This window comes from Acididesulfobacillus acetoxydans, from assembly GCF_902729405.1.
Lineage (GTDB): Bacteria > Bacillota > Desulfitobacteriia > Desulfitobacteriales > Desulfitobacteriaceae > Acididesulfobacillus > Acididesulfobacillus acetoxydans.
Genome location: NZ_LR746496.1, coordinates 3567012 through 3588995, shown reverse-complemented (window position 1 = coordinate 3588995; position 21984 = coordinate 3567012). Strand labels below are relative to the sequence as shown.

Annotated in this window: 19 protein-coding genes and 3 pseudogenes; 19 read left to right on the top strand and 3 right to left on the bottom strand. The window is 52.2% G+C overall.

The window, feature by feature from the left end; translation table 11 throughout:
* The first annotated feature begins 22 nt into the window (after positions 1–22).
* The 6 genes from MNU25_RS15965 (at position 23) to MNU25_RS15940 (ending at position 6800) form a co-directional block, all read left to right on the top strand.
* Positions 23–1123, top strand: coding sequence for an ABC transporter substrate-binding protein (locus MNU25_RS15965; RefSeq protein WP_240985970.1), 1101 nt, complete (start codon positions 23–25; stop codon positions 1121–1123).
* A gap of 32 nt (positions 1124–1155) precedes the next feature.
* A complete protein-coding gene (locus MNU25_RS15960) occupies positions 1156–2682 on the top strand; it encodes a sugar ABC transporter ATP-binding protein (RefSeq protein WP_240985969.1) in 1527 nt (508 codons plus the stop codon).
* On the top strand, positions 2666–3652 hold the full coding sequence (locus tag MNU25_RS15955; RefSeq protein WP_240985968.1) for an ABC transporter permease: 987 nt from the start codon (positions 2666–2668) through the stop codon (positions 3650–3652). Before MNU25_RS15960 ends, MNU25_RS15955 begins: the two co-directional genes overlap by 17 nt.
* A gap of 4 nt (positions 3653–3656) precedes the next feature.
* Positions 3657–4628 carry an ABC transporter permease gene (locus MNU25_RS15950; RefSeq protein ID WP_240985967.1) on the top strand — a complete coding sequence of 324 codons (972 nt, stop codon included), beginning with the start codon at positions 3657–3659 and terminating at the stop codon, positions 4626–4628.
* Positions 4629–4857: 229 nt separating this feature from the next.
* The gene (locus MNU25_RS15945; protein WP_240985966.1) at positions 4858–6114 is read left to right on the top strand and encodes a uroporphyrinogen decarboxylase family protein; all 1257 of its coding nucleotides are present in this window, start codon (positions 4858–4860) and stop codon (positions 6112–6114) included.
* A gap of 59 nt (positions 6115–6173) precedes the next feature.
* Entirely contained in the window at positions 6174–6800 is a 627-nt protein-coding gene (locus MNU25_RS15940; RefSeq protein ID WP_240985965.1) for a corrinoid protein, read from the top strand.
* 527 nt (positions 6801–7327) lie between these two features.
* Here MNU25_RS15940 and MNU25_RS20650 read toward each other — a convergent pair.
* Together MNU25_RS20650 and MNU25_RS15935 are read right to left on the bottom strand one after the other, a co-directional pair.
* Positions 7328–7780, bottom strand: a pseudogene (locus MNU25_RS20650) (IS4 family transposase); the annotation flags it as partial.
* Between the two features lie 124 nt (positions 7781–7904).
* Positions 7905–8927 (bottom strand): ROK family protein, encoded by a 1023-nt coding sequence (locus MNU25_RS15935; protein WP_240985964.1) that lies wholly within the window; start codon positions 8925–8927, stop codon positions 7905–7907.
* A gap of 155 nt (positions 8928–9082) precedes the next feature.
* Between MNU25_RS15935 and MNU25_RS15930 the strand changes: the two genes are divergently transcribed.
* From MNU25_RS15930 to MNU25_RS15925, 3 genes and pseudogenes are all read left to right on the top strand, one after another.
* Complete coding sequence (locus MNU25_RS15930) at positions 9083–9772, top strand: carbohydrate ABC transporter permease (protein ID WP_240985963.1); 690 nt, start codon at positions 9083–9085, stop codon at positions 9770–9772.
* Positions 9773–9912: 140 nt separating this feature from the next.
* Positions 9913–10056: pseudogene (locus tag MNU25_RS20645) on the top strand (putative PEP-binding protein); the annotation flags it as partial.
* The gene (locus tag MNU25_RS15925; protein ID WP_240986939.1) at positions 9990–10181 is read left to right on the top strand and encodes a phosphoheptose isomerase family protein; all 192 of its coding nucleotides are present in this window, start codon (positions 9990–9992) and stop codon (positions 10179–10181) included. The pseudogene MNU25_RS20645 and the gene MNU25_RS15925, both read left to right, overlap by 67 nt.
* A gap of 6 nt (positions 10182–10187) precedes the next feature.
* Here MNU25_RS15925 and rhuM read toward each other — a convergent pair.
* Positions 10188–10455 (bottom strand): annotated as a pseudogene (rhuM, locus tag MNU25_RS15920) (RhuM family protein); the annotation flags it as partial.
* A 484-nt stretch (positions 10456–10939) separates the two neighbouring features.
* Between rhuM and MNU25_RS15915 the strand changes: the two are divergent.
* The 10 genes from MNU25_RS15915 (at position 10940) to uxuA (ending at position 21924) form a co-directional block, all read left to right on the top strand.
* Positions 10940–12064: an ROK family protein gene (locus MNU25_RS15915; RefSeq protein WP_240985962.1), complete on the top strand. Its 1125-nt coding sequence runs from the start codon at positions 10940–10942 to the stop codon at positions 12062–12064.
* 72 nt (positions 12065–12136) lie between these two features.
* Positions 12137–13399 carry a glucuronate isomerase gene (locus MNU25_RS15910; RefSeq protein ID WP_240985961.1) on the top strand — a complete coding sequence of 421 codons (1263 nt, stop codon included), beginning with the start codon at positions 12137–12139 and terminating at the stop codon, positions 13397–13399.
* Positions 13400–13412: 13 nt separating this feature from the next.
* The gene (locus tag MNU25_RS15905; protein ID WP_240985960.1) at positions 13413–14237 is read left to right on the top strand and encodes a sugar phosphate isomerase/epimerase family protein; all 825 of its coding nucleotides are present in this window, start codon (positions 13413–13415) and stop codon (positions 14235–14237) included.
* Positions 14234–15277 carry a Gfo/Idh/MocA family protein gene (locus tag MNU25_RS15900; protein ID WP_240985959.1) on the top strand — a complete coding sequence of 348 codons (1044 nt, stop codon included), beginning with the start codon at positions 14234–14236 and terminating at the stop codon, positions 15275–15277. The genes MNU25_RS15905 and MNU25_RS15900 overlap by 4 nt, the downstream gene beginning before the upstream one ends.
* 149 nt (positions 15278–15426) lie before the next feature.
* On the top strand, positions 15427–16599 hold the full coding sequence (locus tag MNU25_RS15895; RefSeq protein ID WP_240985958.1) for an extracellular solute-binding protein: 1173 nt from the start codon (positions 15427–15429) through the stop codon (positions 16597–16599).
* A 66-nt stretch (positions 16600–16665) separates the two neighbouring features.
* Positions 16666–17763 carry an ABC transporter ATP-binding protein gene (locus MNU25_RS15890; protein ID WP_240985957.1) on the top strand — a complete coding sequence of 366 codons (1098 nt, stop codon included), beginning with the start codon at positions 16666–16668 and terminating at the stop codon, positions 17761–17763.
* A gap of 6 nt (positions 17764–17769) precedes the next feature.
* Positions 17770–18642 (top strand): ABC transporter permease, encoded by an 873-nt coding sequence (locus tag MNU25_RS15885; protein WP_240985956.1) that lies wholly within the window; start codon positions 17770–17772, stop codon positions 18640–18642.
* A gap of 13 nt (positions 18643–18655) precedes the next feature.
* On the top strand, positions 18656–19516 hold the full coding sequence (locus tag MNU25_RS15880; RefSeq protein WP_240985955.1) for an ABC transporter permease: 861 nt from the start codon (positions 18656–18658) through the stop codon (positions 19514–19516).
* Positions 19517–19707: 191 nt separating this feature from the next.
* Positions 19708–20787 (top strand): M24 family metallopeptidase, encoded by a 1080-nt coding sequence (locus tag MNU25_RS15875; RefSeq protein WP_240985954.1) that lies wholly within the window; start codon positions 19708–19710, stop codon positions 20785–20787.
* Positions 20788–20844: 57 nt separating this feature from the next.
* Positions 20845–21924 (top strand): mannonate dehydratase, encoded by a 1080-nt coding sequence (uxuA, locus tag MNU25_RS15870; protein ID WP_240985953.1) that lies wholly within the window; start codon positions 20845–20847, stop codon positions 21922–21924.
* The last annotated feature ends 60 nt before the right edge of the window (positions 21925–21984 follow it).

Genomic DNA, 21984 nt, shown 5'->3' with positions numbered 1-21984 from the left:
GTAGAAGGGGGATAACATTAGCATGCTGAAGAAAGGTCTGGCAACCACAATCGCATTAAGTCTGGTGGCGGTCTTCTTGTTGGCGGCAGGATGCGGAACACCGACCGGCAAGGGCACAGCGAGTTCCGGCGGCGGTTCAGGGAAGTCCTTTGTCATTGGCGTGGCAAACGGCTATATCGGTAATGACTGGCGCACACAAATGATCGCGGATGTGCAACAGGTCGCGAAGACATATGAGAAACAGGGGGTTATCTCCAAACTCATCGTTGAAAACGCGAATAATGATGTAACACAGCAAATCTCGCAGATTCAAAATATGATCAACTCCGGTGTGAATGCGATTATGATCGACCCGGTGTCGGCAACCGCACTCGTGCCGGCCATACAAAAGGCTCAGAAAGCCGGCATTCTGGTCATTCCGTTTGACGGTGTCGTTAATAATCCGAAAGTAACAAACATTACAACCGACCAATACAGTTGGGCCAAAGGAGGGGCTGAGTGGCTGGCGGATCAACTGCATGGCAAAGGAAATATTATCCTGATGGACGGCTTGGCGGGAGTGCCTGCCGAGAATATCCGGGCGCAAGCGGAGCAGGATGTTTTCTCCAAGTACCCGGGTATCCATGTTTTGCAGAAAGTGTTCGGTGGCTGGGCCGAGGCAACAGCCGAGCAAAAGATGACGAGTCTGATTGCGACTTATCCTAATATCGACGGAATCTATACCCAGGACGGCATGGGAATGGGAATTGTACAAGCTTACACCGCAGCGCACAAAACGCCGCCGTTGATGACTGGAGATGTCACGGTGGGCTTCTTTAAGTACTGGACAGAACATGAGAATTCCGGGTTCCACAGCTACGTTGAGTCCAATCCGCCGGGAATCGGAGCGACGGCGCTGGAGTTCACGGTTAATATGTTGCAGGGCAAAAAACTTAAGAGCTCGTCTATTCAGGCGAATCCGGTGGATACGTCGGAAACGAACACGGTTCTTGTGAAGTCGCCGCTGACCGTGACGGACTCCAATCTGCAACAGGTTTGGAACTCGACAATGAAGGGCAAACCGAGTTCATACAGTTTGGATGCGTGGCTTACCCCTTCCCAGGTGGACGCGTACTTCCAGTGAAATGACTTGACAAAGCAAGGAGGGGACCGGGGGTGCTGACGATAGAAGGGCTTCGGAAAGAGTACGGCGCGGTTGTCGCCTTGCAAGGTGCATCTTTGTCACTTGTGCCCGGCACCATACATGCCTTGTTGGGAGCGAACGGGTCTGGGAAGAGCACGCTGGTAAAAATGCTAGGGGGTGTCGTTCGTCCTACAGAGGGAATGATATGGGTCGATGAGCAAAGGCTAGAGACCGGCAGTCCGGCGCACGCGATTCATCAGGGCATTGCCGTTTCTTACCAGGAGACGAGTCTGGTGCCCAGCATGTCGGTGGCGGATAACCTGCTGCTCGGAATCGAGCCCACAGGGAAAGCCGGGTATGTGGCGCGCCGGGCCATTAGAGAGCGGGCGGCGGAGATCCTCGACCAACTGGAGTTAAACATTCCGCCGGATGTTCCTGTCGCAGAGTTGCCCACGAATGCCCAGCACCTCTTGGAGATCGGGAAGGCACTTGTCAAAAGGCCCAAGTACCTGGTTTTGGACGAAGCAACCGCGGCTTTGCGCCGCGAAGAGGTAAAAAGGCTCTTTAGTATCGTCTGCGGCCTTCGGGATGAAGGAGCAGCAATCCTGTTTGTGTCCCACCGCTTTGACGAAGTTTATGCGATTTGCGACCGGGCCACGGTTCTGCGCAACGGAGCCGTGGTCGGCACCCGGTCTTTAAGTAAGACATCGCGGGAAGAACTCATTCAGGATATGATCGGCCAAAGAATCTCGCTGGAACCGGTGCGGCAGGAAACCGGGAACTCGATTAAAAAGCAGTCCCTTCGTTTGAAAGCGAGATCTCTGACGAACTCGGAACTAGGAGGCGTGGATTTGGAAGTCAGCGCGGGGGAAATTGTGGGAATCGGGGGCCTTCAAGGACAGGGTCAGACCGCCCTCCTGCGTGCACTCATTGGCGCAATTCTGGTTCGCGGCGACCTGGAAACGGAGGGTCATCGGGGGCTGTTTCGGAATCCGTCACATGCGGCTGAGAGTGGGGTTCGTTTCATTTCCGGCGACCGTGGGCGTGAGGGGGTATTCGGCCAGCGCTCCATCTACGAAAATATAATGATAGGCCGTATCGCCACTTCTCCACTGTGGCAAAGGGCTTGGCAGCGTGGAAAAAACCGAGCGGTCCGGGATTTGGTCGAGCAACTGAAGATTGTTCACCATTCCCTCACTCAGGAAGTGAGGGGTTTGAGCGGGGGAAATCAACAAAAGGTACTCTTCGCCCGGACGCTGGCTTCAAGGCCGAATGTTGTTATTTTGGATGATCCGACCAAGGGCGTGGATGTGTCCACCAGAATGGAGATTCACCGACTGCTGCGCAGCATGGCCGGCGCAGGAGTGGGGCTCCTGATTGCATCCAGCGATGACGAGGAACTGGCCGGAGTTTGCGACCGTGTGCTCATTATGTACGAGGGACGGATTGTTAGGGAACTTACAGGTGACCTGCAGCCCTCCCATATTACAAAAGCGTCGATTGAAGGGGCTCAATCGGAAAAGGGGAAAGGGGCTGAAACACGTGCGGACTCGCTTTAGTTCGAATCAGACGGCCACGCGGATATTCCGTTCCCCCGCGATGATTGGATGGGTGTTGTTTCTACTCGGCCTGGTTGCCAACGCGATCGTTCAACCTACACTATTCAAACTATCCGTCATTAACTCCAACCTGGGGCTGGCGGCTCCGCTGGTAATGGTAGCCATTGGGCAGACGGCCGCTGTGTTGGCGGGCGGGATTGACTTGTCCGTAGGTGCCATTGTGACGCTGACAAATGTCCTGGTGGTAAGCTTGTGCAGCTTTCATCACACCGGCTTTTGGCTGGCGGCGATTCTTGGGGTCGCGGCCGGGATTGCGGTCGGGGTGGTTAACGGATTCATTATCAGTATTGTGCGAATTCCGGCCTTGCTGGTTACATTTGCCATGATGTCAATTATCAACGGTGTGGCACTCGCCATCCTTCCTCAACCCGGCGGACAGATTCCGGCGGATATTTATCAGATTTATGGTAATACGGTAGCGGGCCTGCCGTTTCCACTACTCCTCATTATTGTTGGGGTTTTGTTGTGGGTGGTTTTCCGGTATCGTAAAATCGGCCGTTATTTAATCGCGGTTGGCGGGGCGGCTGGGTCCAGTCGGGCCAACGGTATCCCGGTTACAAAAGTGAGGTTTCAATCCTACGTCCTGTCAGCGATGTTCGCCAGCTTGGCCGGACTGTTTCTCACCGCGGAGGTGAGTTCGGGCGATCCGCTTATTGGTGCGTCTTATGCGCTTAATTCTCTGGCAGCGGTAGTTTTGGGCGGCACGGCGCTCGCGGGCGGTCGGGGTTCAGTCAGCGGCTCGGTGGGGGGTGCGCTGTTCCTGATTCTTGTGCAAAATATTGTGTACTTCGCAAATGTACCTTCATATTATCAGACGTTGGTTTCGGGTCTCATTGTGGTTATGGGTTTGGCGACAACCGGAGTCTTATATGCGCGGTCAGGTAAATGGCGCCTGACCAACGGGAGGTGATGATATGGCCTTCACAGAACGAGTGAAGCAACGGCTCGGACAGAGCTCTCGAAACTCTTTGGGGATCGCGGTGGGAGTTGCCGTACTTCTGACGGCAGTCGGAGGTGCTTTCAATAGAGGGTTTGTGTCGCCGTCAAATCTGCTTAACCTGCTGGCGATCTCTTCGTTGCTCGGCCTGGCCGCCGCAGGGCAGACCCTGGTCGTACTTAGCGGGGGGGAAGGAATTGATTTGTCAATAGGGGCAGTCATTTCTCTGTCAGCGGTTCTCACTTCACAGATTTCCAACGGACAAAACGGTCTCTTGCTCCCGGCTGTTGTCGTGACACTCGTTGTGGGTGTATTGCTGGGCCTTGTCAACGGTTTAGGAATTTATTTGGCACAGGTCCCGCCTCTCATTATGACACTGGGAATGTCGAGCGTTATAGAAGGCATTGTTCTGGTTTATACGCAGGGACAACCGAAAGGACAGGCGCCGCCGTTCCTGGCGGCATTGGGCACCGGACAGGTTTTGGGGATTCCCTGGTTGATCATCGTATGGGCTATGTTCACACTTATTATCTGGTACGTGCTCAAGTACCTTGTGTATGGACGGCTCCTGTTTCTAGTGGGGGACAATCGCAGTGCGGGCAGAATGAGCGGGGTGCCGGTTGCCAAACTAGTTGTGGGGACTTATGCGCTGAGTGGATTTTTCAGCGCCTGTACGGGCATTTTGTTCCTGGGATATACGAACACGACCTATCTGAATATCGGAGACGTCTATATCCTGCCATCCGTCGCGGCCGTGGTTGTAGGCGGGACTGCGCTTTCTGGCGGACGCGGAGGATACATCGGTACGGTTGTTGGGGCTATTCTGTTAACAGTTCTGGATAGCCTTCTAACCACCCTGCACATGGGAGAGGCGACTCGGGGGATTATTAACGGCGTGGTCTTGCTGGTGCTGCTGTCCATCTACACGCGTCAGCCAAAGGATGCCTGACAGCCACGAGAATACCGGTCAACTACGAGGGTACTGGAAACTGCGTGGATACCGATCCAAGGTCCGAGTGAACTTGTTTGGCTAAAACTGAATAGGGAGGTTTCGGCAACGAAAGTCTCCAGTTGACACTGCCAGCAGCGGTGAAACTGAAAAGGCGGTATAGGGAATTACGTTGCTCGTAAGGGGTTGCGGATTGCGGAAAACATCACTCGATATGGGAGGGGATTGTATGAGTATGAATGCGGATGCCAAACAACAGTATCAAGCCAGCTTAAACAGGGTGCTGGATGCGATCAAACTCAAGGAGCCCGATAGGGTTCCCTTGATTCCGGTGGTTGAGGCTTTTCCCTATTATTATGCCGGGCTCACCATTCAGGAGGGGATGTACGACTACCATAAAGCCGGCGCCGCTCTGGACAAATTTTACGCTGATTTCCATCCCGATCTGGGCTGGGATCCGGTCTTGATGTATCCGGGCAAAATCATGGAACTACTGGATATGAAATGGTTCCAGTGGCCGGGTCGGGGTATTGAGGACCCAAACTCGATGTACCAGTATATTGAAAAAGAATACATGACTGAGGATGAGTATGATGAGTTGTTGCTGGACCCCACCCACTTCATTCAGTCAAAGTGGATTCCCCGTTCCTTTGGTGCTCTGGACGGTTTGAAATACCTGGCCCTGCGTGATTCGATCTGGTTTGGTTTTTTTAACACCTTCCCTGTTTTCGGCAGAAAAGAGGTGCAGGATTCCCTTCAGACCCTCTTGAAATTCGCCGAGGAAATGAACAAATGGTATACCTTCCTGGGTGAGTACGACAAGAAAATGGAAAACGAATTTGGGGTTCCTCTTGCTTACGGTGCCTGGGGATACGCGCCGTTTGACTGGTTAGGCGATACCATGAGGGGGACCGTACCGATTTTGCGGGATATCCGGGAACGGCCGGACAAGTTGTTGGCCGCCATAGAAAGGTTTACCCCCATCGCGGTAGAGGCATCCATTAACGGGGCTAAAGCGAGCGGGCGGCCCTTCGTCTGGGTCTGGTTGCACAAAGGGGTTGACCAGTTGATGTCTAAGGAACAGTTTGGGAAATTTTATTGGCCTAGCCTCCGGCAGTATATTCAGGAGTTGGTAGACGCCGGGCTCACTCCTTTCATCTACGTTGAAGGGAGCTATCACAAGCGTTTGGAATTCTTGCGGGAGGTGCCTAAGGGCAAGGTCGTTTATGACTTTGAGGATATCGACATGTTTGAAGCCAAGAAGGTATTGGGCGATGTGGCCTGCATTGCCGGCAATGTGCCTAACGCTCTGCTTTCCTACGGTACGCCCGCAGAGGTGGAGGAATATTGCAAGAAACTGATCGATGTCTGCGCTCCCGGCGGGGGGTTCATGATGGATACGGCGGCCATGGTCGATGATGCCAAGCCGGAAAATATGCAGGCCATGTTCAAGGTGACCCGGGAATACGGGGTTTACCGGAGATGAAGTAAGAGCCCCTCAAAAAAGCGAGAACCATTTAAAAATTTAATTGGGGAGAGACGGAAATGATTCTTGATGAAATTAAAGAGGCCTTGATTGAGGGTAACAAGGAGAAGGTCAAGAGTTGCGTCCGGCAGGCACTGGACGCCGGACTGGCACCGTCGGCAATTATCAACGACGGGCTTATCAGCGGTATGCAGGTGATTGGGGTCCGGTTCAGGAATGAGGAGATTTTCATGCCCGAGGTACTGGTTGCCGCTAACGCGATGCAGGCCGGAATGAACATCGTCAAACCCCTGCTTATCGGCGACGTCGAGATTGCCTCGAAGGGAACGGTGGTGATGGGCACGGTTAAAGGCGACCTGCACGATATAGGTAAAAACTTGGTTATTATCATGTTGCAGGGCAGTGGCTTCAACGTAATCGATTTGGGGGTCGACGCAGCGGCTGAGAAGTTTGTGGAAGCGGTAAAACAGCACCGGCCCCAAGTGGTGGGACTATCGGCCCTCTTGACCACCACCATGGCGCAAATGAAGAGAACTGTAGAAGCCCTGAAGCAGTCCGGAGTGAAGGTGATGATCGGAGGCGCGCCGATTACCAAGAAGTTTGCCGATGATATCGGGGCTGATGGTTATGCTCCGGATGCCGTCACCGCGGTTGATCTGACTCGGGAACTGCTCGGTCTCGGTTAAAAAGGCGGCTATGAACCAAGTCACGTTCAGGCAATAGTTGATAGCCTTGGGATAGTTCTTTGCTGAGAGTTGTTCGCTTTATCTCTTCACAGACCCGTTTACAAATGGCAGTCTTGGAATCCCAATGCGAGTGTCGAGCACCGCCATCACCAAGGAACAAGGAGCCATCCACTTTTGAGTGGCTTGTTTTATGCCTACCCTTAGCTGTTAGCCTTGCGAAGACAGTATCGTGTGGAAGCCGCCCTGTAATCGGATTAGCAACCGAATTTTCATCGTGAACCGATTGGAGGAAGCAAAGTCGCTGATTCAGGGTTTGGATGCCGGCAATTTTATCGTTGAGGTGCAACAAAACAGTGATATCACGTTTGCTCGGGATTGGCTCGATTGGGACTTCGATGAGACCCGCCGGCAAGCGGATATTGAACACAGTCTACGGGCCGCCGTGCTCCAGGAGGGTGGATCTGAGGCTATTCTCCCAATTACTCCGGCAAAGGGGAACAATCAGCAAGAATACCTTTGCCAACGCTTTTCTTCCCCTCGCTTTTCAGAACTTTATGTAGGTCACCCGCGTTCAGGGAATCCCCTTTGTAGCCATATTTGCGCCTGCCTGGCCTTATGCCACAGATCACATGCATTGGCTGTTTATCCAGATTCCGAACGGTCTCAAGGAACTCGTGACTGCTAAACCAAACTTTCAACCCGTACGTATTTCGCACGGAATCCTCGCTTTATCGCCCGCATGTTAAGGCCATTCGTGATTTTGCTGACATTTCAATTCCCGGATACGTTTGGCCCCGCAAGACCGGAGATCTCTTGCCTTCCTAATACCGTTTCTTATGGTGCCGTGAGTTCTTAAGTGGTTTTTCGGCCTGTAATGTGAAATCCAGAGGGCTAAAGCTCTTGCCGTCGAACACACCTAGCGTCAGATTCTCAAAGCCCAGCTTGCTGTCTTTCCTTCCGGCGACACGATCAAATACCCCAGAGATCTTATAATCCTGGTGGCGCGTCGAGATTGTTGTGCTTGAGCTCCGCGAGCTTGCGAGTGAAGCGTGTCCAAATGCTCCTAACGTTCAGTGTACCTCTGCGCGCAGGCGGCAGACAGAATCAATCCGTAAGGATCCTGTCGAGCACGGGCTCCATGACCAGATTGGCGCAGCCCGCAATCACAGGCTCCCGGCAGAGCGGAAACTGGCAGATAAGATCCAGCACAGAGAGCGAGCGGACATAGGTATTGATTCTTTCAAGCAGCCGGGTATCGAATCGCTCATCAATGATGTGCCCGAGCACGATATGGTTGATCTCAAGCGGCACGCAGATATTGACAATGACGAGCGCCAGATTCGCGGCGATTGTGTCAAAATACTCCTCGGGGACATTGTTCCGACTCTGCATCAGCAGGTCGAGGTTCAGCTTCTTCTCAAGCCAGCCCTCCTGCTTCTTATCTGTGACACTTTTTTCGTCAAACACCATATAACCGATCTCGCCTGCGACGAGAGAGCGACCTCTTCGGATTTTTCCGTCGAATATGATGCCCGCGCCGATGCCCTTGCCGATAAGGATGAACAGAAGGTCATCCCTGTTTCCAAACCCCCGGCAGTGGAATTCCCCGATGACGGCCGCGTTGGCGTCATTTTCGATTATAACGGGCATATTCAAGTGCCGGGTAAGGTCTTCAATAATTCTGGCGTAGTCGGTGCTTTCCGTCACGCCCTCGAGCGGCGCCAGATCGATGGTTCTGCTTTCCGGGTTGATCACCCCAGGCACGCCGATACAGACGCCCAGAATTTTGTCCGTGGGAATCTTGCTTTCGGCAATGAGTTCCTTGAGCTTGCCGACCAGTTCAATGCCGATAACCTTTTTAAAACTCGGCACGGCGGCCTCGACGCGCAACTTGCAGATTTCCCCCGCCATATCGACAATGCCCATTTTTATTTCGAAGCCGTTAAACTCAACGCCGATAGCGAAGGCCGCCTGCGAGTTCAGCCGCAGCATCTGAGGCTTCCTTCCGAGTGCGGCATCCCCCTCGCCGACTTCGACAACGCAGCCGATTTTAATAAAATAATCGATAATTTTCAAGATCGTTGGGGCGCTGATTCCGGTTATCCGGCTGAGCTCTGCCTTGGACATTTCTCCCCTTGAGAAAAGAGTGCGGTATACCAGCTTTTGGCAGTTTAGGCGCTTATACGTACTCCACCATATGGACAGTCATTTCGCTGGTTCCGTTACTTTGGCTGGTAAGCCTTTCCTTTAAGACCCAAAGTGAATGGAACGGGTTGCCCACCATGATTCCGAAACACCCGACGCTCGTCAATTATATCAACGCCTTCGCCAATTCCCCACTTCCCCGGTTCTTTTCAAACAGTATCATTGTTTCCGGCGGTGCCCTGGTCCTGTCGTTGGCCTTTGGGTCAATTGCGGCCTATGTATTCGCGCGAAAAGCCTTTCCGCTGCGCAGGGTGCTTTTCTATACTATCATTGCCGTGCGGATGATTCCAGCGCTGCTGAGCATTATTCCTCTGTATGTCATTATGTATAAAATCAACTTGCTCAATACCTATACCGCGCTGATCATCGCCTATATGGCGACTGGTATCCCTGTGGTGACATGGATCATGAAGGGATTTTTTGAGTCTATCCCCATGGAACTCGAAGAAGCAGCGATGCTGGACGGCTGTTCGCAGCTGCAAATCTTCTATAAGATTATTTTACCACCGGCTGTGCCTGGCCTGGGAGCCTCGGCAATTTTTGTTTTTGTCCGAATCTGGAATGAGTATATCATTGCGCTTTCCCTCACATCCACAACGGTCATGCGCACATTGCCCGTGGGGATCAAAAATGCGCTGGGTTCCCGCATGGCCGATTATGGATCGATGGCAGCATATTCGGTTGTGGCAATTATACCGATTGTAATTCTATTTCTGTGTTTTCAACGCTATTTTGTCTCCGGCCTAACCAATGGCTCTGTGAAATAGACGGCAAAATGCCGCGGTCGCGTAGCTTCGTGCCGGTGGAGATAAGCGCCAATATCGGAAATCTTTCGGATCTTGACTCAGTGCTGAAAAACTTGGGTGGACGGCATTGGCCTGTTCAGAACTGAGTTGCTGATTTCTTTTCCATCGGCACGAATGATTTTACTCAACATACTCTTGTCGTTGATCGGATGAAAGCCTCTGTGGCGGGGCAGCCCTCATGCTGGTCACGCCGTCCAAATTGCTTGGCAAATATGCCGACATCGTTATCGCCGTGCCCGCTGTGAACGAGATCACCGCGCCTTTTGTCAATGCCGCCGCAATTCAGCCTTTTGCCTGCGAACTGGCCGGCAAGCAAGGCAAGGATCCCGATACTCCCCGTTTGCTGAATAAAATCACTGTCACAATCTGACGCAACCCATTTGCGGAACAGCACGGCGCGGCCGGAATTAATTTTTGAAACCGAAAGCGATAATCACTTGCAGGTTATAATGCTTAACTTCGCGAGCAATTTGGCGTGAACCTTCAGCTTGAACTATCCGGAAATTCCGGATAGTTGCTTCCGGTTCCGATTCATGCTCTGTGTATATTTTCTGTATATGTTCGTTTAGCATCCGCACGTCCACGTCATAAAGCGTCGCAAGCATCTTTTGCGCGAGCCGGATGTTCTCATCTTGATAGCGCATTAACTGTGGGCTTTCGGCTGCGTTTCAACAGGGAGTGCGGGACATGGGGAGTATTTCGTGTTCCTTTTTTTGTTACTCCGGAAAAGAGGTGTTCATGTGCAGGTGAGAACGGTGCAGGACAATGAGAGAACGGGAGCAAGGTGCAGGGCACTGAGGGAATGGGGGGCAGTATGAAGGCCGCTATTTTTTTATGAAAATGCTGAAAAAACATTTGAAGATCAGAAGGAGAATTGACAAAGACGTCGAACTAATTAGCTAGATAGATAATTAACACAGTGAAACAAGTAAGACAAGAATCACTCCGATATTGTTAAAATAGGCCTGAAACCAAGATACAATTGACATGTTGATTAACACTATTAAAGAAAGGTGATTGACGTTGCCTTCCGCTCGTAATTTGGAATCGCTCAAAAAGCTAAACCGCTTAAACGTACTGAGTCTTGTCCGTGAACGAAGTCCGGTTTCCCGCCAGGAATTGTGTGGGTTGACCCGTCTTACACCGGCCGCCATGACAGGGATCGTGCGTGAACTAGTCGAACTGGGCTATGTTCAGGAAGTGGGCCTGGGAAAATCCAGCGGCGGGAGGCGTCCGGTCAAGTTGCAGTTCAGCCCCGAGTCCGGGTATGTGGTGGGAGTGGAAATTACCCGTCAAAAGACCGTGATCGGTCTTGCGGACCTTCAGGCCAAGCCGCTGTTAATTAAGGAACAGTCTCTCGATATGTCCGATCCGGTGACCGGGCTGCGGGAACTCATCCCGGCATTGCGGCGGGTCGTGACGGACTCCGGGATTGCGGAGGCAAGAATCTTGGGAGCCGGATTTGTCTTTCCTGGTTTAATTGACAAACACACGAAGGTTCTGAAGCGGGCACCGAATTTGGGTGAGGCTTGGCGGGACCTTCCCGTAAAAGAATGGTTGGAGAGAGATATTCATGTTCCCGTGTTTATTGAAAACAACTCCAATGCAGCGGCTTTGGCGGAGTATGTGCTTGGGCAGGGCAAAGAAACGAAAGATCTGGTCTACATTAACTTGGGCGAAGGGTTTGGGTCGGGAGTTCTCCTGGGAGGCAACTTGGTCCTCGGGGCTTCGGGTTATGCGGGGGAGTTTGGACACTTGGTGCTGGTCGAAGACGGCCCCCTTTGCAATTGCGGCAACAAGGGGTGTCTGGAAAGTTTGTATGCGGTTCCGGCGTTGGTTCGCAAAGTGAACAACGAACTCCCCCTGTGCCCGGACGACGATCCACTCAAGAAGATATTTCTCGAGCAAGGCGAAGTTGGCATCAAGGATATCCTGGTCACGGCGCAAGGTCGGGGATCGTATGCCCGCCAGGTGATTGAGCAGGCGGGCAGGTACATCGGACTCGGGGTGGCTAGCCTTATTAATTTGTACAATCCGGCTCTGGTTTCCTTGGGAGGAATTCTATCCGAAGCGGGAAATCTTTTGCTTGAGCCGTTGACTGAGGTCGTCCAAAGTCATGCCTTTCCCGAAATGGCGGGTTCGACCAAGATTCAGATATCCAGGCTGGGCAAGGACACGGGTTTTTACGGAGCTTGCGTGGGCGTCATTGAACAGTTGTTTGATCCGGATAGGGGAGGGCAGTTGCTGGACTGAGGAAACAACAAAGAGGACAGAAGACAGAAAAAACAGCTTATGATGCTTGTACAGGAAAGAAGAGAAGTAATAGTGGTATCTAAACGTGAACCAAACGAAACAAATACCTGGTTGGAAAGAGTCAAGCAGGTCGTTTTTGAGACACCGGTGCTTGACATGCATACGCACTTATTTCCTCGCCGGTTTGTTAAACTGGCCTTGTCCGGGGTGGACGAGTTGCTCACGTATCATTATCTTATCGCGGAAACTCTGAGAATACTTCCCCTGGGCTATGATGAGTATTGGAGTTTAGATAGAGAACGTCAGGCAGAACTCATCTGGAAGACCTTGTTTGTGGAGAGGACGCCTGTCAGCGAAGCGGCCCGGGGTGTCATTACCGTACTTAAACGATTCGGCTTGCCCACTGAGGGCAAAAGCCTGGATGATATCCGAAGGGGATGGCCGAATCCGAGCGATGGGGATTATGCGGAGAAAATCCTGGATTTAGCCGGGGTGAAACAAGTCGTCATGACGAACGATCCTTTTGACCCCCAAGAAAGAGAGATCTGGCTGGCTGCGGGCCCTATGGAAAGCTATTTTCTGGCGGCACTGAGGCTGGACCCCTTGCTCAATGACTACCAGTCTCTATCCGGGAAGCTAAACAACTGGGGATACCGGGCAGGCTCCGCATTGACTGAGGAGACTGTGGCCGAACTCCGGCGCTTTCTCAACGAATGGATTGAACGTATGAAGGCGGTTTATGTCGCCGTTTCCTTGCCGGAAACGTTTTCTTTTCCAGACAGCTCAGTCCGCAGCACACTTTTGACAGAGGTGGTTTTACCGGTTTGCCGGGCTAAGGATCTCCCGCTGGCCATGATGATCGGAGTCAAACGGGGCGTAAATCCTGCTCTGAGGGAGGCGGGGGACAGCGTGGGGAAGGCGGATATCCGGGCTGTGGAAAGACTTTGTGCCGGTTTTCCACACAACAAATTTATGGTCACCATGCTGTCACGTGAGAATCAGCATGAGCTAACGGTTACTGGCCGGAAATTCCGTAATCTTATGGTATTTGGCAGTTGGTGGTTTCTTAACAATCCCAGTTTGGTAGGAGAAATAACCCGGATGCGCCTGGAGTTGTTGGGGACATCCTTTATCCCCCAACATTCTGATGCCCGCATTCTGGAGCAGTTGATCTACAAATGGATTCATTCCAAGCAGGTGATCGCTAAGGTGTTGGCTGAGAAATACGGCGACCTGTCCGAAGCAGGCTGGCCGGTTTCGGAGGAGGACATTCGCCGGGATGTGGAGGCCTTGTTTGCGGGGAACTTTTGGAGATTCAAAAATTTAAAGTTATAGGGGGACCGGTGGAATGGAATGGACATTAAGCGCTTTTGGCGATGAGATCGCGCCGGATCTCGAAACGCAACTAAAGGTCCTGAACAGAAACGGAGTCCGGCATCTTGAGCTGCGCTCAGTCGATGGCAAAGATGTCCTCTCTCTCAGTGATGAGGATATCCGTGGGATCCGGGTTAAGCTGGAGAAATATGGGGTCGGGGTATCGGCCATCGGATCTCCAATCGGCAAAACACCTATTTCGGAACCCTTTGAATTGACTTTGACCAGCTTCCAGCGGGTTCTTGCGGTGGCGAAAGAGCTGAAGGCTCCGTTCATCCGGATCTTTTCTTTCTACCTGACTCCGGAGGAGGCCGGCTTCTATCGGGATGAGGTGGTTTCCCGGATTGGTCGGCTGGTCGAACTGGCGGAAAAGGAAAAGATTGTCGTACTGCATGAAAATGAAAAGGAGATCTTCGGCGACACACCCGAACGTTGTCTGGATATTCTGCGCACGATCAATTCTCCGTTTCTGCGAGCGACTTTTGATCCGGCGAATTTCATTCAAGTGAGGGCTGAGCCTTTTCCGCACGCCTATCACCTCCTGAAAGAATGGATCGTCTATTACCATGTCAAAGATGCTCTGGCAGCCAATGGACAGGTTTGTCCCGCCGGGCTGGGCGATAGCAGGTATCCGGATTTTCTGAGAGAAGTGGTTCGGAAAGGGTTTGAGGGATTTTTTTCCATTGAGCCGCACCTGGCGGATGGCAGCCAGCCCGGTGGGGGAGAAGAGATGTTTTCTTTAGCGGTAGATTCTTTTAGAGGACTGGTATCTGTTCGGAGGGAGGTTTGCTTAAAATGAACAAAAAATTGCGCTTTGGCATCATCGGCTGCGGGGTTATCTCCAAGACGCACGTGTACGCCATTCAACAGGCGGGTGGTGAGTTGGTCGCTTGCGCGGACGTGGTGCCGGAAAAAGCAGAAGTTCTGGCCGGTGCCTGGGGGGCCGATGTGTACAGCAATTACCGGGAGATGTTGCAGAGAAGTGATATCGACGTGGTCAATATCTGCACTCCGAGCGGAATGCATGCCGATATGACGGTGGAAGCGAGCCGGCAGAGAAAACATGTGATCGTCGAGAAACCTATGGACATTACTCTGGCTCAAGCCGATCGGATGATCACGGCCTGCCGCGAGAACGGAGTCAAGTTGGCCGTTATTTCCCAGCACCGCTTTGATCCATCGACGGTGTATCTTAAACGGGCGGTCACGGAGGGCCGGCTGGGGAGGTTGGCCCTGGGCGATGCCTCCGTCAAGTGGTTCCGGACTCAGGCCTATTATGACAGCGGGGAATGGCGCGGGACCTGGGCACTTGACGGCGGAGGCGCTCTGATGAACCAGGCGATTCATACGGTGGATCTTCTGCAGTACATTATGGGCGATGTGGCTTCGATCAGTGCCAACACCGCCACCCTGGGACACGAACGCATTGAAGTGGAAGATGTGGCGACAGCCACCGTTAAATTCCGCTCAGGCGCTCTGGGTACGATCGTGGCGACAACCTGTGCTTACCCGGGACTCAGTGCCCGGCTGGAAGTTCACGGGGACAAGGGGTCTGCCGTGATTGATGCGGACAAATTGGTCTATTTCCACACAGTCGCTGAGCAGGCGGAGAAAGAACGGCCGGGGTCGCCGGAAAGTGCCGAGGGCGGTGACGCCCCCACTGCCGTGAATCCGGGCGGACTGGATCCCTGGGCGCATGGACAACAGGTGAAAGATATGGTTGAGGCCATTCGGGAAGACCGGGAGTCTTTGGTCAACGGAGAAGAGGGAAGGAAGCCTTTAAGGATCGTTTTGGCTCTTTACCAAGCGATGAAGACGGGCCAAACGGTTGAGTTATAGGCCGGACGCTGTGAGGCTGAAGGAAGATTCAAGGGGCCAAGGTTGAGAGGCGAGCGGTAAGGGGGTGTTGTCGCGCTGTTGTTTTGCCCGCACAATGAACGGGCTTAGCTAAGATGGGCAGAATTCTCAAAAAAAGGGGGAAAAAGTCTATGAAGAAAATCTCCGTATTTCTCAGTCTCGTGGTTATTCTGGCACTGGCTCTGGTAGGGTGTGGAAGCAACGCTCCCCAGACCTCCAATGCCCCGAGCGGTTCCCAACCGGTTACCATTACATTTTACAGTCTGGGTGGAACTGACAACTATTTCCACGACATTTTGGTGCCAATGTTTGAGAAGGCGACCAAAGGTAAATACAAAGTCCAGTATGGTCGGGGTCCTTGGCAGCAGATCGTCAACAAGATTAAGTCCGAAGGAAACAAAGTGGATATCGACGTCCTGGCCACAGGGCTGGATGGTCTGGCCGGTGGGATGCAAGCCGGTGTCTGGCAGCAATTGAATCCGGCTTACGCCCAGGATATTCACTATAGTGAACTGAACAAATTCGGTAAGGCCTACACTGATCTCTTCCAGGGTTATGGAGTTCCGGCCTTTACCTCCTATGGCGGTCCCATGCTCGTGTACAACAGTGATAAGGTGAAGCAGCCGCCGACGACCTACGCTGAACTGCAGAGTTGGGTGGCGGCCCATCCCGGCAAGTTCATGTATGCGACAGTACCTACGAGTGGTCCGGCTCGGGGCTTGTATTTTGGGCTGATCCACTCCTTAGGCGAAAACGTCAATAAGCCGGATAGTTTGAACCAAACGTGGAATTATCTCACGACCTTGGGTAAGAACATCACCAGCTATCCGGCTGCTACCGGGGACACTTTTAAGTTCCTCAACGACGGCACCATCTACATTGCTCCGCATCTGCCGGGCTGGTATGCGCAACAGGTTGCGGACGGAACGCTCGCCAAGAATATTAAGGCGGTTATGTTAACCGGAGTGCCGCAATTCTTGGATGCCCAATTCTACGTCATGCCCAAGAATATCTCAGCGGACGCCCAAAAAGCGGCCTTGGCTTTCATCAATTTTGCTATGTCCAAAGAGGCGCAATCACAGCTGTACGCGATCGTCTACCCGCCGACGAACCAGGATGCCTCGGTAGCTCAGATGCTTCCTCAATACAGGGCTCGGTATGAAAAACAGTTGGCTGCCATTCCGCCTCAGCTGAAGTCTGGAAATAACCTGATCATTCCTGCGGATTCCTTGTTGTTCCCGAATTCGGAGGTGACTTTGGCCCATTACAAACTTTGGCAAGAAAAGATTCAGGCTAACAAATAACCGCATGGAGTGTAACGGCCCCGGCGTCGCGGGGCCGTTACACTCTGGACAGGGAGGCAGAAGAGCATGAGCCCGCAGAATCCTGCCGGTGCTCAAACGAGCACCAGCGTGCAAATTGAACATGTCACAAAAAGATTCGGTAACACCACTGCTGTCAATGACGTCAGCCTGAATATTAAAAGCGGTGAATTCATGTCACTGCTGGGGCCGAGTGGATGCGGTAAGACCACTTTGCTGTCGATGATTCTCGGGATACTGGATGTGACAGATGGGGAAATCTCTTTCAACGCGACCCGGGTGGACGACATCCCCATGCATAAACGGGATGTGGGCATGGTCTTTCAAAACTATGCCCTATTTCCGCATATGAGTATCCGGAACAATGTGGGTTTCGGTCTGGATATGCGTAAAGTTCCCAAGAAGGAACGGGAAAAACGGGTGGAAGACGCTTTATCTCTCGTTCAGCTCGAGACTTTGGCGGAGCGCTATCCGAAGCAGTTGAGCGGTGGGCAGCAACAGCGGGTTGCGTTGGCCCGGGCTTTGGTCGTGAGGCCCAAGGTACTCCTCTTAGATGAGCCATTAAGCAATTTAGATGCCAAGCTGCGCAAAGAGATGCGGATCCAGCTCAAACGTTTGCATCAAGATTTGGGAATTACGACCATCTATGTCACCCATGATCAAGAAGAAGCCCTTTCCTTGTCCACTCAGGTTGCGGTTATGTCGCAGGGGGTCGTGCAGCAAATCGGTACACCGCAAGAAATCTTCCTACATCCTTGCAATCAGTTTGTAGCCAACTTCATCGGCTATGCCAATTTTTTTGAAGGCCGTCTGGAGGGGGAATCCGGGGATAACTTCATCTTCCGCTCAGAAGATGGATTGGTTTTGGCAACCAAAAAGGATCAGGCGCACTCTGTCGGAGATTCTGTTTTGCTGACGATCAAACCAGAAAACATAAAGCTGGTGGAGGGTCTCAGTGGACGAAACTCAGTCGGGGGACGGGTTGTGGTGAGTGATTATGTAGGCAATACCACAGGCTACGAAGTCCTTTCCGAATTCGGGGACCATCTCAAGGTCAATGTCTTAGGTTTTGAATCTTTTCCGGAGGGAACGGAATTGACTCTTTATCTTGATCCAGCCCACTTACTTATGGTCGCGAAGGAGTGAACGGGAATGAAGGCTGATCATCAGGACACGGGGCATTTCCAGAAGGACACCTTGCTGCTGTTGCCATCATTGCTTCCCCTTCTTCTCATTTTTCTTTATCCGCTGATCCAAGGAATTCTGTTAACGTTGCACAAAAATGGGGAAGCTGGCTTTACTTTCTACAATTATATTCAGTTCTTTACGGTGCGGGATTTCTCTAATACGATCTTTCGCACGCTGGTTTTGGTCATTCCGTCCTCCATCTTGGAGATGACTTTGGCTTTTGCCATGGCCTACCATTTGCGCAAGCCGATTCGGGGTAAGGGGTTGCTAAACGGCTTGATCATGTTCCCTCTGACCCTGGGACCTCTGATCGTGGCCGTGGGGATGATTGACTTTTTCAAGCCGAACGGCTGGTTTAACTTGTTTCTCATGCATTTGGGCATCCTCCACCAGCCGGCCCAATTACTCTATAATTTCTGGGGGACCTTTATCTCCCTCACGATTTTGGGGGTTGGATTCATATTTTCCAATTTAGTCGGCTTGATGGATTCGATCGATCCCAGCTTCGAGCAAGCAGCCCGTTCTTTGGGAGCTAACGGGTTTCAGACCTTCATCCGGGTTTTTTATCCTCTGATTCGTTCAGGAGTGTGGAATATTTTCTCGCTCAATGTCATCATGCAGTTGGCTGTCTACTCGTCTGCGATTATTGTGGGAAATCCGGCCTCCAGCACCCGGGTCTTTTCCGTGGTGGCATTTGAGCAGGCCATGCAGTATTTCAATTACAATATGGCGGAGACCATCGCGGTGATTATGGCCGCGGTGCAGTTTATTTGTTTGGGCGTTGTTCATTACATTCGCAAGAAGGGCTATGTCGGTTCTGCGTCGACGTTCAAGTGAGGAGGAAGAAAAGATGCATGCCGGATCACGGACAGTAAGAACGCATCGGTACAAGTGGCGGCAGATCCTGTGGAATTTCCTCAAAGCTTTGCCGTTTTGGCTTTTGATTGGCGGATTTATCCTGATTATCCTGGGCATGACCGTGACGGTTTTCCTCAGCGCCTTTTCCACGCATTGGTTCGGGACGGTTTTACCGGCCGGTTTCACTTTCTCTTGGTTTACCAAGGCCTGGAGTGAATACGATATCTGGCTCTACTTCAAACTGTCTTTGGAGACGACTTTTATTGCCACGGCCATCTCTCTGGTGCTCAGCGTGCCGGGGGCTTATGTCTTTGCCCGGCGGGATTTTCCCTTAAAAAGTTTCCTCTTAGGTTTTTATCAACTGCCTTTCATGCTGCCGGAATTAGCTTATGCTTTGCCTGTGGCTGCTATCTTTTATAAGCTGGGACTGGCCGAGACGTTTACGGGACTGATTATCGTTCAACTCCTGGTGGGAATTCCTTTTTCCATGGTCATTCTTATCCCTTTCATCGAAGCGCTGGATCCGAGACTGGAAATTGCGGCCCAATCGTTGGGAGCAGACAGGTTGCGCATGTTTTCCAGGATTGTCGTGCCTCAGCTGATTCCCGGTATTACAGCGTCCGCCATCAACATTTTCATCCGCATGTTTGGAGCCTTTGTGGTAATTCTGCTCATTTCCGGACCGAAAATGCAGACCCTCAATGTCATGGTCTTCAGTGTTCTGAGTGCCACAGGATCGCAGCCCCAGCCGATGCTGGACAGTTTGACGCTTTCTCTCATGCTTCCACTGTTGTTGTTCACTTTCCTGAGCATGTGGGTGTCCCGGCGCTTGCAGCGACGGGTCGGAAAATAGACGATTGTTGGAATGTGAACGAAACGTATTTTGGGCATTACCCGCAATGGATGCTTATGTCTGTATGAAAATAAGACGGGGAAGGGCCTGCCGGTGATCTGACTCTGTTTTGCGGAGAGAGGTTGAGCGGGGCTTTGCGGAGAGTATTGGTCAATTGTGATTTTCGAAGTAATTTTGTGGGATGTGTTCTTGTGGAGAGGGAAGTTCAAGATAAGTTGGGTTTGGTGAGAAAAATGTTAGCACGCCTTGGCTATGACGGCGTGTTTGTAGAGTCACCTTTAAACTTGGCCTGGTTGACGGCCGGCAGGTTTTTCGTCAATATTACCGCACCTCTGGCGGGAACCGTCATCTGGATCGGTTCGGACGAAAGTGTGCTCATAGCCAACAATATCGAGGCCTCAAGGCTCTGGCTGGAGGAGGGGATAGCAGGGGCCTGCAACCGGATTCTGAGTTATCCCTGGTACGAGGAGTCGAGGATGCGGGAACTCAAACAGTCCTGCGCTGAAGGTTGGCGAACGGCCACTGACGGGACGCTGTCAGAGGAATTTCAGAAGCTTCGCTTGGTCCTCAATGCCTCGGAAGAAGCGCGTTTTGCCAGTCTTGGACAAATGGCTGCCCAAGCTCTGGAAAGTGTCTGTCAGGTTTTTGAGCCGGGGGAGACGGAATTCCGGGTGGCAGGCCGCCTGAGCAAGGCCTGTCAGGAGCGGGGCCTGGAACCGGTGCTTTGTCTGGTGGGAGCGGATGCCCGGGCCTTGGCGTACCGCCATCCTCTGCCGACGGCCAATCCGGTGGAGAGGTATGCGGTGATAGCTCTCGGGGCAAGAAAGTGGGGCTTGGTGGCGTCCCTCACCAGGGCGGTTCATTTCGGTCCGTTGCCCGGTGAACTCAGAGAGAGGCAGGAGGCGGTCGTGGAAGTGGATGCTGTCATGATCTCCGCTTCCAGGCCCGGCACGCGGTTGAACCGGGTCCTGCGCTCCGGGGCGGAAGCCTACGCGCGCTTGGGTTATCCCGGTGAATGGACTGCACATCACCAGGGAGGTGTCGCCGGCTACCAGTCCAGGGAAATCAAGGCCACACCGGAATCAACGTTCGTGCTTGCCGTAGATCAGGCGCTCGCTTGGAATCCAAGCATCCGCGGGACTAAGTCGGAGGATACGATCCTCCTCGGGGCAAACGGCCCCAGGATGTTGACGAGAACCGAACTGTTCCCGGAGGTGGTCGTGACCGTGGGCGACGAGAGAATCGCCCGGCCGCTGATCTTAGAACGTTAGACAAAACCGTCAGAAAATTGTCCATGAGACAGGAGAACAAGCGGGAGGAATAAGGTTATGAAGATGGTTTTTCGCTGGTATGGCAAGGGCAATGATACGGTCACTCTGGAGCAAATAAAACAGATCCCCGGAGTCTCGGGAATTGTTTGGGCTCTGCATGATATCCCAGCCGGTGACGAGTGGCCGATGGAGAGGATTCTTGAGGTAAAGAAGACAGCGGACTCATACGGATTCAACATTGACGTCGTGGAAAGCGTTAATGTACATGAGGACATAAAGCTGGGACTGTCTACGCGCGACGTCTATATAGAAAGTTATAAGAAGACAATCGCCAAACTGGCGAAGGTCGGTGTGAAAGTCATTTGCTACAATTTCATGCCGGTCTTTGATTGGATGAGAACAGATCTTGCCAAAAGGTTAGAAGATGGTTCGACGGCTCTCTTTTATGAAAAAGCCAAGATTAACGACATGGACCCCACGGAACTGGTGAAAAAGATAGCCTCAAATCCGGATTTGACGATGCCCGGATGGGAACCTGAACGGTTAAAAGATTTGACCAAACTTTTTCAGGCCTACAAAAACGTGACTGAGGAGGATCTTTGGAGTAACTTGAAGTATTTTTTGGAACAGATTATTCCAGTCGCTGAGCTGAACGACATTAAAATGGCCATTCACCCGGATGATCCGCCCTGGTCTGTGTTCGGCTTGCCCCGGATCATGACCCATAAAGAAAATCTACGCAGGTTTCTTAAGCTCGTTGACAACCCATACAACGACCTGACTCTTTGTAGTGGCGCTTTGGGAGCTGATCCGAACAATGATATTCCGGCTATGGTGCGAGAATTTGTCGACAGAATTGCTTTTGCCCACATTAGAAACGTGGGCATCTCAGAGAATGGGGATTTTGTCGAGACATCACATAGAACTTGTGATGGGTCACTGGATATCGTTGACATTGTCAAAGCCTATCATGAAGGCGGATTTACCGGCTATGTTCGGCCGGACCACGGGAGGCACATCTGGAACGAAAAATGCCGGCCCGGTTACGGACTTTATGACAGAGCACTGGGGATCACGTATCTGTGGGGAATCTGGGATACCCTGGAGAAAAACAGAAGAAACCCTTATTCTGCATGACTCTGTTTTAGCTCAAGTTTCGGTTGAGGTATTTTGAAAAAGTGAAGGAAGCCCTACCGG